Source organism: Haemophilus sputorum CCUG 13788, from assembly GCF_000238795.1.
In the GTDB taxonomy this organism is placed as follows: domain Bacteria; phylum Pseudomonadota; class Gammaproteobacteria; order Enterobacterales; family Pasteurellaceae; genus Haemophilus_A; species Haemophilus_A sputorum.
Window position 1 is genome coordinate 75056 of the sequence record NZ_AFNK01000053.1, and the last position, 14392, is coordinate 89447.

The window sequence follows — 14392 nt, forward strand, 5'->3', positions numbered from 1 at the left end:
TAAGCTGCCTAAAAAGGGCAGCTTTTCTTTTAAATTCATCTCTATGCGTAAGCTTTTTTATTCTCTTTTCTTTTGTTCAACTTTTGTCTGGGCTTCATCTAATGGTTCAATTACCGCATTAGAAGAACAACTTAAACAAGCGATTTATCAAAATAATGCAGAGCAAATTCAATCCTTTCTTTCTCAATATCAACAACAAACGCAACAGGATCCCTTGCTGCTTTCTTATGCGGAAGCGAAACTAGCGAGTTTGCGCCAAGATTATGCCCTTGCAATTCGTATTTACCGAAAAATGTTGAGCGAACGTCCAGCGCTCACTTCTATCCGAATGGAACTTGCCAAAGTGTTATTTGCAGACCGTCAAGACATCGCGGCGAGATTGCAATTTGATAAGGTAAAAAGCGTTAAAAATTTGCCTGCTTCGGCTTATCAGCAGATTGATCGTTATATTGACGCACTTAATTCGTATAATACTTGGCTGATTGATGCGAGTGTTTCCTATCTTAAAACGGATAACGTGGAAAATGTCTCCTCTGCGACAAGCATTGAAAATACAGGTTTTATTAAGGGTGAACGTATGTTGCCACAAAAGGCTCATGGTTTTTCCTACAACCTGAGTTTTAGCCGTGATTTTAATATTGTGGGTTCTCACTATGTAGGTTTTAGTAATGAAACTAACGGAAAAAGCTATTGGGACAATCATCAATTCGATGATCTTTTTAACCGTACTTCTGTGGGGTATGCCTACAAGAAAAATGAGGCAACATTCAGGCTACAGCCGTTTTATGAAAAACGTTGGTATGGCGGCGAAGCATTCCATTGGTCAAATGGGATCGAAATGAGTTATAGCTATTGGCTTTCTAAAAATTGGCAAAATCAGACCGCACTTGAATATGAAAAACGCCGTTTTTTTATCGAGAATCCCCAAGCTGGTAATATTAAAACCGCCTCAAATACCTTGATTTGGTATCGAAACCCTGAACAAATCTTTTATACAGGGATAGCTTTTTCTCAACAAAAACTCCTTGAGCGTCAATATAGTTCAGATATAAAAAATGTGCGGATTGGCTGGTTACAAGAATATGCTTGGGGGATTTCCACAAAACTCAATCTATCATTTACCCATCGCCAATTTAAAGATCAAGCGGTTCTCGGCGGTATTTTACCTTTGGGCAAGACGAGGAAAGATCATATTTACACCATTTTTGCACAAGTGTGGAAACGTGATTGGCATTTATGGGGCATTACGCCTAAACTCAATTTTGAATGGCGAAAACAAAAAAGTAATTTAGATACAATGTATTCCTATAAAATGCACAACCTGACTTTGAGTTTTGAGAAAACTTTTTAAAATCCAGATTCGTGTTTGTTAGCCACATAATGAAATATGATAAAATATCGCAAAATTAAACATAAGGAGTCCCAATGCTATATTCAGTCTTAACTGATCAAATTTTATTAGGCGAAGGCTACCGCAATGGTGCGCATTCTACATTACATGAACAACTGGTCGTGATGTTTGAAGATGATGGAGAAACTGGTTATTTTTATGCGATGGATTTAGATCAAAAAGATAACCCTATTGTAGATAGTCTTTTTGTTTATAACGTTTCTGATATTGAAGCAGAAAGTCTAAAAGAGCCACGTCGTTTAGAAATTTGTTGGTCGGAAGATGGTTTCCAAGCTTTTTTATTGATTAATGGTTATCCGCATGCCGTGTTCGATTTCCGTCAATTTGTTGGCTATAACCATACTAAACATCCTTATCCAGAATTAGGAAGCATGTGGGTTCGTAAAGAAACTACCCCAGAATTAGTCGAAAAATGGCTAAGATAATCAGTCAATAACACTTTTAATATTATTCTTTTTTAGTTGGGTTTTCAGAAGTGCTACTTTGCAGTTTTGTTTTAATGATGTATTATCACTGCTAAGTATTGTTATATTTTTTATTTTTAGAAATAGAATTTTCTTTTAAGGAGCATTTAATGAAAGCGTTAACTAAAATATTTCTTGCTGCGATGATGTTACCTTTAACGGGTTGTGGCACCTTAATGACTTTAGATCAACCAGTGGTTTATAGTGGTGTTCAAGAAGATGTTTCTCGTCTTACCTTTTCTAAAACAGCTCCAGCAGGAGATGTTGGCGAGGCGTTTGGCACAATTCTTTTGTATCCATTTATCATTATTGACGTTCCATTAAGTTTCGTGGGTGATACCTTAATGTTACCTGTTAAAGGTATTCAAAAATTATCACAAGATTAATTTCAAACAAAAGCGGTTAGATTTCATGAGAATTTTGCAAAATAGACTAGAAATTTAACCGCTTGTAATTTACTAGCTATTTCCCGTCAACATAACCAATCATGACATACCCAATCGCTACGATAATTGCTTCAATAGCATTAAATTTATCGCTAAATCTTTCTGAAAATGTGAGAGTTTATTTAACAGAGCATAATCAAACGCCTATGTTTAAAACATTATTTAATTCATTGAGTGAAAAAGTGAATAAGCCTGAAAAGCGGTTATCTTCTGTGAATCAAGATTTCGAGCAAGGATTCGATTATCAATATGGGCTTTCAACTATCATGGATCGCCAAAAAGCGAATGCGCATTTTGAGCAAGCTGCACTTAAAGGCAATCTGGAGGCAAAATTTTTCCTTTCATTAAATTTCTTGCAACAAGGCCAGCGGGATAAAGCTCTTCAATATGCGCAAGAAGCAGTGGCTGAAGGGAGTGAAATTGCCAAATATGCTTTAGCAAATTGGTGGTTAGCTAAAAATGAGGCTAAATATCGCACGCTGAAACAAGAAGCATTAAAAGCCATGACAGAGGCACAAAATAAAGGCGATTTGCATTATGTAATATTCCTTGCCAATGAATATTATTACGGCCCAAATGGAATGCCTGTCGATTTAGATAAAGCGATTCATTACTATGAATTGGCGGCTCAGCAAGGTAATGCAGTCGCCTTAGAAGAATTAGGAAAAATTTATCTTGAAGAGTTGCATGATTTGGATAAGGCAGAAACCTATTTATTACAAGCAGCTGAGAAAAATAATGCTGAAGCACAATATTTACTAGGCGATGCCGTTTATACCGAAAAAGAAGATGAGAAAAACATACTTTATTGGGTAGAAAAGGCGGCGGAAAATCAGCATATTTCAGCCATACTTAAACTGGCAAACTATTATGTTGGAAAAAAAGAATATGACCAAGCGCTTTATTATGTGAAAAAAGGTGTTGCCTTAAATCATGAAGACGCTTTGATTGCGATGGCTGAATTCTATGAATATGGGCTCGGTATGCCACAAGATGATGAAAAAGCGTTAACTTATTATAAAAAGTCGAATGAGATTTTGAAGGACAAATGGTTGATGGATAAAATTAAAATGTTGGAAGCAAAAATCAAAGATAAAAAATAGTTTAAAACGTGGTTAAAATATTTTGTAAAATAACTCATGAATTTAACCGCTTGTATTGTGATAAACAGAGAATGAATCTGTTTAAAAGTCTAAGAACTATAGGAGAATAAGATGAAATTATATGTTTATGATCATTGCCCGTTTTGTGTACGAGCTCGCATGATTTTTGGTTTAAAAAATTTACCGGTAGAACTCGTAGTGCTTGATAATGACGATGAAGCAACGCCGATTGGTTTAGTGGGCAAAAAAGTAGTGCCAATTCTCGTAAAAGAAGATGGTACTGCGATGCCGGAAAGTTTAGATATCGTACATTATGTCGATGAACATTTTGGAGAAAAAATATTATCTGAACAAATTCGTCCTGAAATTGAGGCATGGCTAAAAGACGCTGGTAGTTATTATGGACATCTTACCACTGCACGTTTTACCAAAATGGGATTAGCGGAATTTCAAACGCAAAGTGCGATTGATTATTTTACTAAAAAGAAAACGGAATTTATTGGTGATTTTGTGGAAAATATTGCGAATACCCAAACCTATCTTGCTCGTTTAAGAGGGGATTTAGAGAAATTAGACGCATTGATTCAATCTCAAAATGCGTTAAACGGTAAACTTTCGCTTGAAGATATTATTGTTTTCCCTGTATTACGAAACCTTACCTGTGTAAAAGGTATTGAATTCCCGCCAGCAGTTTTAGCTTATATCACGAATATGGCTAAATTAAGTAATGTATCGTTGTATTTTGATAAAGCTATTTAACCTCAATTGATTCATAGATGTGGGAAATACTGAACTTTTGACTTGGATCATCGGTGCAGTCATTTTATTAGTATTTTTTATCCATCGATCTATAATCGTTCGTGTGTACGTTACCAAGAGCGTAGAGATATGGATCAACAATATCAACGTGCAGTCACTAGAATTTGTGTGCAAACTGCCTTGCTATTATTACAGCATGGCGCGGAAAGCGCTGTTGTAGTGCAAATGGTGCAGCGATTAGGCGTTGCGTTAGGGGTTGAAAGTGTGGAATGTGCTTTAACGGCAAATGCCGTATTACTGACAACGCTTTCTAAACAGCATTGTATTACCACGGTGCGTCAGAATGCTGATAAAGGCATCAATATGCAAATGGTTACCGATGTTCAGCGTATTGTCATTGCAGTAGAACATCATGTGTATGATTTATCAATGGCACAGAAGAAATTGGATAATTTAAAACCACTAAAATATAACCGCTATTTGGTGGTGTTTATGATTGGTTTATCTTGTGCCTCTTTCGCCCATCTTTCTGGCGGCGACATGGTAATTTGTGCAATCACTTTTATTGCTTCCGCCGTTGCCATGTTTGTTCGACAAGAAATTTCTAAACGTCATTATAATCCCTTCATTGTTTTTGCCATTACCGCTTTTGTTGCCTCACTTATTTCCGGTATGAGTTTGAAATATAGTTTAGGCAACGATCCGCATATTGCATTAGCTTCTAGTGTTTTATTACTTGTTCCGGGATTTCCGTTAATTAATTCACTTGCAGATATTTTAAAAGGCTATGTCAACATGGGAATAGGGCGGTGGACTATCGCCACAGTTCTCACCTTTGGTGCCTGTTTGGGGATTGTCTTTGCATTAAATCTTTTAAATATTGTTTCTTGGGTGGGGTAATAGGATGTTTTTGCTGAATTTACTCGATGATATGCTTTTTGCAGCCATTCCCGCAGTCGGATTTGCTTTAGTATTTAACGTTGGTCCTAAAGCCTTAAAGTATTGCGCTATTTTAGCGGCAATTGGCCATGCTACCCGAACATTATTGCTACACTTTGGTATTCCTATTGTTTTTGCTACCTTTTTGGCAACCTGTGTAATTGGCTTTATTGGTGTGCATTTGTCTCATCGTTATTTAGCCCATCCAAAAGTTTTTACGGTGGCGGCGATTATTCCAATGATTCCCGGTGTTCATGCTTATAAAGCCATGATTGCGATTGTAGAAATTCATCATCATGGTTTTTCCGATAAATTATTTGAACAAATGATTAGCTCTTTTATCAATACCAGTTTTATTTTAGGTGCACTTGTGTTTGGTTTAGCCTTACCAGGATTACTGTTCTATCGACAAAAACCAGTTGTATAAATGTGAACAGTTTTGATAAATGATTGAATAATTTTAGTATAAGGGCATGTTTAACATGCCCTTATCTTTTTATTTGATGTTGAAATTGGCTGCTTTTTCTATTGAGTAGTTGATTAAATAACTATATTATTCAAAGATTATGATATTTAACAAAATTGTCACAAGATTAATATCAAACACAAGCGTTAGATTTCATGATATTTTTGCAAAAGAGAATAGAAATTTAACCGCTTGTATTATCTGAAAAAACAGTCATTTTTTCTGCTAAGAAAAAGGTGGATATGGCTTAAATAAATATAAAGAGAACCTTATGTTTAAAAAATTATTAAGTTTATTTCGTTCTGATGATCGTAATAGTGTTGCTGCATTGCAGAAAAAAGTTGAGCAAGGTGATGCAGAAGCTATGTATTTACTAGGAAGAATTTATCATCAGGGTAAGAGAGTAGAAGCGGATTACGATAAGGCAATGACGTTATATCATCGTGCTAATGCGTTAGGTTATCCGTTGGCCGCAAATAATATTGGTGCACTTTACGATGATTTAGGCGAACCTGAAAAATCAGTGGAATGGTTTGAGCAAGGTATACGTCAAGGAGATAAACGCGCTCAGTTTAGCTTAGGCAGATTTTATCTTTTAGGCATTGCGGTTGAACAAGACACTGCTAAAGCCTTGGAAATGCTAGAACCTATTGCGGAAACATATGGGAATGCAGCCATTTTTTTAGGTCAGTTGTATGACGGTGTCTTTGATATTCTTATTCAACCTGATTATCCAAAAGCCTTAGCGTATTATTTGCTTGCACAGAAGAATGCTAAAGATATTAGTGAGGAATTGTTAGCAACACTTTATAACAATCTAGGCACACTTTATAACGCGCATGAAGATATTCCGACTGATTACCAGAAAGCGGAAAAATACCTGCTCAAAGCTGCAGAAATGGGTTTAGCTCACGCTATGCTGAATTTAGGGAATTTATACGGTTTCAATAATGAACCTAAGAAAGCCTTTAAATGGTATTTAAAAGCGGCGGAAAATGACTTAAGTGATGCCTATTATTACGTAGGAATAGCCTATAAAGATGGGAATGGTGTTGAACAAAACAGTCAAAAAGCTGTGGAATGGCTAGCAGAAGCGGTGAAATATGGTTTTGAAGATGCGCAATGGGCTTTGGTTAATATCTATCGTGATGGTTTAGGAAATGTGCCTAAGGACTTAGCCAAAGCGGAAGCTTTATTGGAAAGCTTGGTAAAAAATCAGCCTCAATTTAGTCGAACGTTAGCTCAAATTCGTAGCCAAATTGCGGTATTAAATGATTTTAATGCCTTATTAGAAAAGGCAAAAAGTGGTGATCTGGCAGCACAAAAAGATTTAGCAATGGCTTATCTCAGGGGAGAGGCTATTGAGAAAGATGCGGCTGAAGCAGTGAAATGGTTCAGAGCAGCGGCGGAACAAGGAGATGCTGATGCACAAAATAGCCTTTATGTGCGTTATTACGATGGTGATGGCGTAGAAAAAAATAGTGAAGAGGCTTTCAAATGGTTGAAACTTTCTGCCGCACAAGGGCATGGTCTGGCTTGTTATAATTTGGGGCTAGAATATGTAAGTGGTGAATTGGTTGAGAAAAATGAACAGAAAGCGATTGAGTTTTTCGCAAAAGCTGCCAAAAAAGACATTATTGAGGCTTATTACCAATTAGGGCTTCTCTATACGCAAGGGGAGACCATTAAACCTAATTATGAACTTGCTAGAGATTATTATGAACTAGCAGGTTCGGAACTAAATGGTGCGGCACAAAATGAATTAGGCCGTTTATATTTCAATGGGTTAGGTGTGACAAAAGATGATGCTCATGCCGTTGTCTATTTCCAACTTGCCGCAGAAAATGGTTATCCGGAAGGGATGTATAATCTAGCGACCATGTACGATAATGGTTTTGGCATTAAACCTAATCGTAAACTTGCCAAACAGTGGTTTGAAAAAGCCTGTGAAGCAGGATTTGAAGAGGCCTGCAAAATACTGGAAAGATAGCGATGCATTATGACGCTATATCAAAAATATCACTACAATTAAAACAAATATTGAAAAATAGAAAGGAATAACATGATTAATATTATTGCAACGCTTATTGCGGCAACTGCATTTAATTCTCCATCTCAGCTACCACAAGAACAGACTACATCTTCCACGCAGGAAGCGGTCGTTGCCGACATCGCTTCGATGACGCCTGAACAACGTCTTGAAAAAGCAAAAGCATTTTATGAGAAAGGCTTTGATTATGAATATGGGATCACAAAAACGGTTGATCGTACTTTAGCGGATAAATTTTTAAAAGAGGCTGCCGATTTAGGTCACGCTGATGCTCTCTTTTTCTTAGGGATGAATGCGGTAGAGAATGGCGATATTGAACAAGCTAGAGCATATGCTGACTCTGCTATTGAACTAGGAAACATGGCAGGAAAATATATATTGGCGGAAATTTCCGAACAGGAATATTTTGGGGATGCTGAAGAATTATATAAGGCAGGCTTTAAGGCATTAAAAGAGAAGGTTGAACAAGGCGATTTACATTATTCTAATGTACTTGGATATGCTTATCGTTTCGGTATCGGCACTGAAGAGAATATTAAACAGGCAATTAAAGTTTTTACCCCTTCGGCTGAGCAAGGTAATGCGATCTCATTAGGACATTTAAGTGAACTTTATCTTGAACAAGATAAAATTGAAAAAGCTAAACCGCTTATGCTGAAAGCGGCTGAAAAAAATAATGATGTGGCACAATACAATTTAGGTTATAGCATTTATGAGGCGGGCTCAGAAGAATCACTTTATTGGCTCAATAAAGCGGCTGAAAATAATAACCTCCAAGCCATTATGTATTTAGCGAGTTATTATCATAATCAGGATATAAAAAAAGCGATTTATTATTATCAAAAAGGTGCTGAATTAAATGATTCTCAGGCTATGCTTGAATTAAGTTATTTATATGAAAGCGGCGAAGGTGTAGAAAAGGATGATAAGAAAGCATTTGAGTTATTAGAAGAAGCGTTTCAATTACAAAATTTAGAGGCCATGAATGAGCTTTCTATTCGCTATTTAGAAGGCAGAGGTGTTGAACGAAATTATGAAATGGCAGAAGCGTTATTTAATAACATAATTTCATTGGATGAAAGTTTAAGCGAGAAAGAAAAAGCTTCATATAATGTATATTATCAATTGGCAGAGCGTTATGAAGAATTCGCCAAAGATGATAATGCGGCATTAGAAGCTTATAAACAAGGATATGAAATTGAAAAGAAAGAAACCAAACGGGATAACAAAAAAATTAAAGCAAAAATTAAAGCATTAGAAGCAAAATTAAACAAGAAAAAATAATGAAAGGGCGGTTGAATTTCATCGTGTTTTTGCAAAACAAGGAAGAAATTTAACCGCTTGTTATTCTTGAATGGAAACAGAACAATCCTCTAACAAAAGGAATCCAAATGACAAATATTGTCGCATTAATTGCAGCAACCGTATTAAATCTACAAACTCATCTTATACCTGTGAAATCAAATGAGGGGCTAACAGACTTGGTGATGATCGAACAGATACCCATGACCCAAGCCCAGCGCGCTGAAAAAGCGAAAAAACTTTATGAAGAAGGCTATGATTATTTCTACGGTATTACGCGCCCCGTGAATCGTGCGAAAGCGGTAGAGTATTTTCTTGAAGCTGGAAAGTTAGAGAATGCGGATGCTTTATTTTTCCTCTCTATTCATCAACAAAATCATGACAATTTGAAGGAAGCTACTCAAGTAGCGAAAAGAGCGCTTGAGTTGGGAAATGAAGCCGCCAAAATTAAATTAGGTGAAATTCAAGAAGATGAAAAATTGATGAAAGAAGGTTTCAATGCGCTTAAAAAGAAAGTAGATTCTGGTGATATGCATTATGCGAATTCTTTAGGCTATGCTTATGAATTTGGAATCGGCACGTCATTGAGTATCAAAGAGGCAATGAAATACTATGAAATGGCTGCAAAACAAAATAATGCTCTAGGGATGACGAATCTTGCTGACCTTTATATTCAAGAAGATAAATTGAAAAAAGCGAAGCCTTTATTAGTGAAAGCTGCAAAAAAAGAATATGGCTATGCACAGTATTTACTCGCAATGAATTTTTTTGATCTTTATTCTGAAAATAACAAAGGGGCATTATTTTGGTTAGAAAGGGCAGCGAATAATGATGAGCCAGAAGCACTTTATCAATTAGGCGTGTATTATTCAGAAGGGGCTGAGGCTGATTTAGCTAAGTCTATTAAATATTATCAACGTGCAGCTGAGCTTAATCATGCGGATGCTGCACTTGCGTTAAGTTATATCTATGATGAAGGTATCAGCGTTGAACAAGATGAGGATAAAGCGCTATTCTTCCTTAAGAAGGCCGCAGAATTAGATAACCAAGAGGCGATTGATGAATTAGCCGCTCAAGCATTAGCTTCTCGAGCTCAGAACGGGCAAGGCAATATGGATGCTAAAGAAGCAGAGTATTGGATTAAAAAAGCAGGCTATACGGAAGAGATGCTTAAAGAATTAGATAAGCTACAAGAAAAAAGTTTAGAGATGTTTAAAAAAATGCAGGAAACTAATCAATAAGATGTGTGCATTTTTAACGATACATATGTAAAGGGCGTGCTGAGCACGCCCTTTTTCTGTTATTTCGATAAATCGATTTGATATACCGCAAAGCCCACTTCATCGGTGCCGACTTTCTTCATTGGGTATTGTGCATTATCTTGAATGAATTTCGCTGCTTGTTCGCTTGGCGAGGTTTCAAAACGCACATCTAATTTATCGTTACCTTTAATCGGTGCAAAACGCCAGTTTTTATCCGCACTTGGGTTTACATGGCCATTTTTTTCGCTTTCTGCTTTAATGTAATCTGCAAGAATTTGGCGGTTTTCATCAGGAGAAGCGTAAACAATGTGCGCATCGCCAGTGCCTGGGAATTTATTACCGTAAGCACGATAGTTGTTAGTTGCAATTAAAAATTCTGCTTTTGGATCAACTGGTTTACCTTGGTAGGTTAAATTCACTACACGGTGTGAGTTAGGGTTAATCAATTTGCATTCGCCGTCATAACGCGCTGGTTGAGTCAGGTCGAATTCATAATTTACACCGTCAATTACATCGTAGTTATAAGTACGGAAACCTTCCCAATCAAGTAAAGATTGAGGTTTGTCGCTGGTAGGGTCGATTTGTTTAAACATACCTGCGCTACATTCTAACCACTCTTTCAGTTCTTCACCGGTTGCTTTCACCACAACTAAGGTGTTTGGATAGAGGTATAAGTCTGCTGCGTTACGGAACGTTAATTCACCTTTGTTCACTTCAGTATAGCCCGTTGGGTCATTTTTACGTCCGCCTGCTTTAAATGGTGCGCCTGCACTTAAAATTGGTAAGCCCGCCATTGCAGCAACACTTGGTGCCACTTTTTCAACGTAAGCTTTTTGTGCTTGGTTCACAATTTGAATGGTTGGGTCATCTTGCACTAACGCTAAGTAGCTATACATGTTATCGGTTGCTTTACCGATTGGCTGTGCCACGAATTCACGGGTTGCTTCATGCACAGGTTTTAAAAGTGCAGTCAATTCGGCGTCACTTTCTGTGGTCGCTTTTTTGTTTTCTGCATCGTAAATTGGACGAAGTACCGCTTTACCATCAGCCACTAACCATTTGCCGTTGTGTTGAGCAAGGGTTAAGTCGATCACGCTGATGTTGTTTGCCCAGTAGCCAGCCATACTTTCAGGTATGCCTTTTACAGTACCTTTAGCAATATCTGCATTTGGTGATTTGGCGAACTCTTTATTCGGGAATAGGCGGTGAGAGTGACCGAAAACAATCGCATCAATGTGTGGTACATCAGCAAGATAGAATGCTGAGTTTTCTGCACCTTCTTGATATGGCTCGTCAGATGGGCCTGTATGTGCAAGTGCCACAATAATATCGGCGCCTTTTTGTTTCATTTCTGGCACATATTTTTGTGCGGTTTTCACGATATCGCGCGTTTCAACTTTGCCTTGTAAATTTGCTTTATCCCACACCATAATTTGTGGTGGCACGAAACCAATATAACCAATGTTTAGTTTATGGGTTTTACCTTGGCTATCCACCACTTCTTTAGTTTGAATCACATAAGGTGTGAAATAGGGCTCCTCAGTACCAACTTTTACCACGTTAGCATTGATAATTGGGAATTTTGCTTGTTTAATCGCATCCGCTAAATAGTCTAAGCCATAGTTAAATTCGTGGTTACCTAATGTCCCTACTTCATAGTGCATCGCATTTAAGCAATCTACCGCTGGGTTTGATTTGCCTTCTTTATAACCTTTAGCTGCTTGATAGTCAGCAATTGGGTTACCTTGAATTAAGTCACCGTTATCAACTAAAACGCTGTTTTTTACCTCTTGACGAGCTTGACGAATCAAGCTTGCTGCACGGGTAAAACCGAATTTCTCAGTAGGTGCATCTTTGTAGTAATCGAAGTCAGTTAAAAAACTGTGAATATCGGTCGTTGCCACGATACGTAAATCGACTTGTGTGTCGCTTTTCGCAAAAGCAAAACGGCTAGCACTTAACGCTAAAATGCTGCTTGCGCCAAGTTGGATGAAATTTCTTCTGTTGATCATATGAACTCCTAATAAATCATATTCTGACGAGTGGTCTGTCATTGTGAGCATTGTACCGAAAGTTTATTGGCGGATAAATGAATTAAATTACGAATTCGCCGCCGTTTGTCGGTAAGTGTTCGTGAAATAGGCTGGTTACTTAATTCCCATTGCAGTGAATCAGTCGCTACACCTAGTTGATTAAAAACGGAAATAAAATGCGCTTGGCAAGCTTTGAGCGTTAGCTCATCACAACAAGCGGTCAGTTTTAGTTGATTTTTTGCAATTTGGTCGAGTTGGTAATCGACATCAATAGGTAAGGCTTGAGCGAAAATTCGTTCGCAGACATCAGCAAAAATAAGCACTTCTGGTTGCGATACCCCTTCTAATGTTAAGGTATCGGCAAGTCTGCCTTCAATTTTCTCAATACGTTGCAATACTGAGCCGCAAGGGCAGGGGTCAGGGTGCTTGACTAATACATCATCTAAACGATAGCGAACAATCGGCTGGCTGCTGCGGCTAAAATCGGTAATGATGGGAATAAAACGATGTTCATCTATTGCTTCCTGTTCCACGATGAGTAAATCTTCATTGAGATGTAAATGACCCAAATGGCAAGTGCTGGCTAAAAATCCTTCGGTGGCTTGATAAACTTCACCTACTTGCTCAAAACGCGATTGCAATAAAGCTTTGGTTTGCGGATCTAATACTTCTGCAACGGAAATAACTTTTTTCACTGGCAGGTTTGAAAGCCTTTCATCTAAGGCTAATTGATACAAGACTTGCGCCGGCGCAACGATAATACTTGGTTGGTAGGCTATTAAACGCTGAATAGATTGTTCAAATGAGGAAAAGAGGTCAAAAAATTCGAAAGAAATCGTGCGCGAGCGAACGGCATTATAAAGGTTGTTATTCGCACGTAAGAAAAAGGCAATTCTTTCAGGATGAAATAAGCCATTTGGCAGGAGTTTTGCCAAAATAGTCCCCGCCCATTTAGCTTGTTCTTGGGGGCTGACTAAAAATACACCTCGTTTGCCGGAGGTACCAGAAGATAACCCCACACTATATTTCCCTAAAGTCGGTCGGAAATCACGCGAATGTTCTGCAGCTAGAGCACATTCCAACACCTCATCTAGTTTGAGATAGGCTGTGTTGAGTTGGTCAAAATTGTCCATCATGATTTGTTTGTTCATTAACGGAAAATCCGCTAATGGTTTCCCCAAATAAGGATAAAAATAGGGGCTTTTCGGCAAGACTTTGCGAGTGAATTTTTCCCATTGACGTTGCTGATAATGGGTTAATTGCAAACGGTCTCTAAATTTTAACCGCTTGCATTGCCAATAATGATAAAGCAGTGAAATGATATTCATCGAATTGAATCCAAAATAGAACCATTTGGTGGCTCATGACTGAGAATAATTTGTACGCCGTTGCGATGGAGTGTGGCTAATTTTTCTAAAGTTTGATAAAAAGCCCGAGTATCGTCCATTAGCAGATGAGCTAAGCGTGAAGGTGGTTTACCTTGAAAATTTGCTTTAGACCAAGCCGCATCAGCAGCTAATAATACCCAGCCATCATCGGTTTGTACAAAAGCCCCAATTTGCCCGGCAGCGTGCCCCGGTAATGGGACGAAGATAACCTCTTGCTGGCTGTTGGGTAACACATAACCTTGTGTAAAAGGAGCCAGCTCAACCGGTAAATCTATCTGTAAAAATTGTTCAATAAATTGGGTCTGGTTAGCAAAATCTGGCGGCAGTAATTCGGGAATGTAACCTTTACGCACTGCGCTAATCCCTTTTAATGGACGCATTTTTCGCCACCCTTCATTGGAACAGATAAAGGGCGTTTGTGCGAAATCTTTAGCGCCTGCAATATGATCACCATGAAAATGCGAAAGAATCACGCCAGACAAATCTTGTGGGCGTAATCCTTGCGCTTGTAATTGGGCGAGCATGGATTCATTACTATCGAAGTAAACGGGCGTCACTTTTGGATAAAGGGCATAGACACCGACACGCGTGGCATCAAAAAAATGGTTGGCATAGCCTGTATCCCATAGCCAATAACGACCATGTGCTTCAATGAGCGCAGTTTGAGCAGGAAATTGACAGGTTTTAGCTTGTGCACCACGAATGGCAATGCAGGCTAAATGTGTACAGTAACCAGCTTTAAAGAGGGTAATTTTTGCCATATTGTTTC

The 14392-nt window shown here is 38.1% G+C and carries 13 protein-coding genes; 10 read left to right on the plus strand and 3 right to left on the minus strand.

Annotated elements, in window-relative coordinates; all coding sequences use genetic code 11:
• The first annotated feature begins 43 nt into the window (after positions 1–43).
• From HSP_RS0107135 to HSP_RS0107180, 10 genes are all read left to right on the plus strand, one after another.
• Complete coding sequence (locus HSP_RS0107135) at positions 44–1351, plus strand: surface lipoprotein assembly modifier (protein WP_007524704.1); 1308 nt, start codon at positions 44–46, stop codon at positions 1349–1351.
• A 74-nt stretch (positions 1352–1425) separates the two neighbouring features.
• Positions 1426–1836 carry a DUF2251 domain-containing protein gene (locus HSP_RS0107140; protein WP_007524044.1) on the plus strand — a complete coding sequence of 137 codons (411 nt, stop codon included), beginning with the start codon at positions 1426–1428 and terminating at the stop codon, positions 1834–1836.
• A gap of 149 nt (positions 1837–1985) precedes the next feature.
• Positions 1986–2261: a YceK/YidQ family lipoprotein gene (locus tag HSP_RS0107145; protein WP_007525317.1), complete on the plus strand. Its 276-nt coding sequence runs from the start codon at positions 1986–1988 to the stop codon at positions 2259–2261.
• Positions 2262–2467: 206 nt separating this feature from the next.
• Entirely contained in the window at positions 2468–3424 is a 957-nt protein-coding gene (locus tag HSP_RS0107150) for a tetratricopeptide repeat protein (protein ID WP_007523976.1), read from the plus strand.
• A 111-nt stretch (positions 3425–3535) separates the two neighbouring features.
• Entirely contained in the window at positions 3536–4183 is a 648-nt protein-coding gene (gene grxB, locus HSP_RS0107155; protein WP_007524214.1) for a glutaredoxin 2, read from the plus strand.
• 129 nt (positions 4184–4312) lie between these two features.
• Positions 4313–5083, plus strand: coding sequence for a threonine/serine exporter family protein (locus tag HSP_RS0107160; RefSeq protein ID WP_010129702.1), 771 nt, complete (start codon positions 4313–4315; stop codon positions 5081–5083).
• 4 nt (positions 5084–5087) lie between these two features.
• Positions 5088–5549: a threonine/serine exporter family protein gene (locus HSP_RS0107165; protein ID WP_010129703.1), complete on the plus strand. Its 462-nt coding sequence runs from the start codon at positions 5088–5090 to the stop codon at positions 5547–5549.
• 310 nt (positions 5550–5859) lie between these two features.
• Positions 5860–7578, plus strand: coding sequence for a tetratricopeptide repeat protein (locus HSP_RS0107170; RefSeq protein ID WP_010129705.1), 1719 nt, complete (start codon positions 5860–5862; stop codon positions 7576–7578).
• A 72-nt stretch (positions 7579–7650) separates the two neighbouring features.
• Positions 7651–8922: a tetratricopeptide repeat protein gene (locus tag HSP_RS0107175; RefSeq protein WP_010129707.1), complete on the plus strand. Its 1272-nt coding sequence runs from the start codon at positions 7651–7653 to the stop codon at positions 8920–8922.
• Between the two features lie 107 nt (positions 8923–9029).
• A complete protein-coding gene (locus HSP_RS0107180) occupies positions 9030–10181 on the plus strand; it encodes a tetratricopeptide repeat protein (protein WP_010129708.1) in 1152 nt (383 codons plus the stop codon).
• Positions 10182–10240: 59 nt separating this feature from the next.
• Here HSP_RS0107180 and cpdB read toward each other — a convergent pair whose 3' ends face one another.
• The 3 genes from cpdB to HSP_RS0107195 are packed head-to-tail and all read right to left on the minus strand — an operon-like array spanning position 10241 to position 14384.
• On the minus strand, positions 10241–12214 hold the full coding sequence (cpdB, locus tag HSP_RS0107185) for a 2',3'-cyclic-nucleotide 2'-phosphodiesterase (protein WP_010129709.1): 1974 nt from the start codon (positions 12212–12214) through the stop codon (positions 10241–10243).
• A gap of 38 nt (positions 12215–12252) precedes the next feature.
• Positions 12253–13563, minus strand: coding sequence for a F390 synthetase-related protein (locus tag HSP_RS0107190; RefSeq protein ID WP_010129710.1), 1311 nt, complete (start codon positions 13561–13563; stop codon positions 12253–12255).
• Positions 13560–14384 carry an MBL fold metallo-hydrolase gene (locus HSP_RS0107195; protein ID WP_010129711.1) on the minus strand — a complete coding sequence of 275 codons (825 nt, stop codon included), beginning with the start codon at positions 14382–14384 and terminating at the stop codon, positions 13560–13562. Before HSP_RS0107195 ends, HSP_RS0107190 begins: the two co-directional genes overlap by 4 nt.
• Positions 14385–14392: the final 8 nt, after the last annotated feature.

Bases quoted from the DNA above. Each gene is read 5' to 3' on its own strand.
- HSP_RS0107135 (WP_007524704.1), top strand. From the start codon at position 44: ATGCGTAAGCTTTTTTATTCTCTTTTCTTTTGTTCAACTTTTGTCTGG.
- HSP_RS0107140 (WP_007524044.1), top strand. From the start codon at position 1,426: ATGCTATATTCAGTCTTAACTGATCAAATTTTATTAGGCGAAGGCTAC.
- HSP_RS0107145 (WP_007525317.1), top strand. From the start codon at position 1,986: ATGAAAGCGTTAACTAAAATATTTCTTGCTGCGATGATGTTACCTTTA.
- HSP_RS0107150 (WP_007523976.1), top strand. From the start codon at position 2,468: ATGTTTAAAACATTATTTAATTCATTGAGTGAAAAAGTGAATAAGCCT.
- grxB (WP_007524214.1), top strand. From the start codon at position 3,536: ATGAAATTATATGTTTATGATCATTGCCCGTTTTGTGTACGAGCTCGC.
- HSP_RS0107160 (WP_010129702.1), top strand. From the start codon at position 4,313: ATGGATCAACAATATCAACGTGCAGTCACTAGAATTTGTGTGCAAACT.
- HSP_RS0107165 (WP_010129703.1), top strand. From the start codon at position 5,088: ATGTTTTTGCTGAATTTACTCGATGATATGCTTTTTGCAGCCATTCCC.
- HSP_RS0107170 (WP_010129705.1), top strand. From the start codon at position 5,860: ATGTTTAAAAAATTATTAAGTTTATTTCGTTCTGATGATCGTAATAGT.
- HSP_RS0107175 (WP_010129707.1), top strand. From the start codon at position 7,651: ATGATTAATATTATTGCAACGCTTATTGCGGCAACTGCATTTAATTCT.
- HSP_RS0107180 (WP_010129708.1), top strand. From the start codon at position 9,030: ATGACAAATATTGTCGCATTAATTGCAGCAACCGTATTAAATCTACAA.
- cpdB (WP_010129709.1), bottom strand. From the start codon at position 12,214: ATGATCAACAGAAGAAATTTCATCCAACTTGGCGCAAGCAGCATTTTA.
- HSP_RS0107190 (WP_010129710.1), bottom strand. From the start codon at position 13,563: ATGAATATCATTTCACTGCTTTATCATTATTGGCAATGCAAGCGGTTA.
- HSP_RS0107195 (WP_010129711.1), bottom strand. From the start codon at position 14,384: ATGGCAAAAATTACCCTCTTTAAAGCTGGTTACTGTACACATTTAGCC.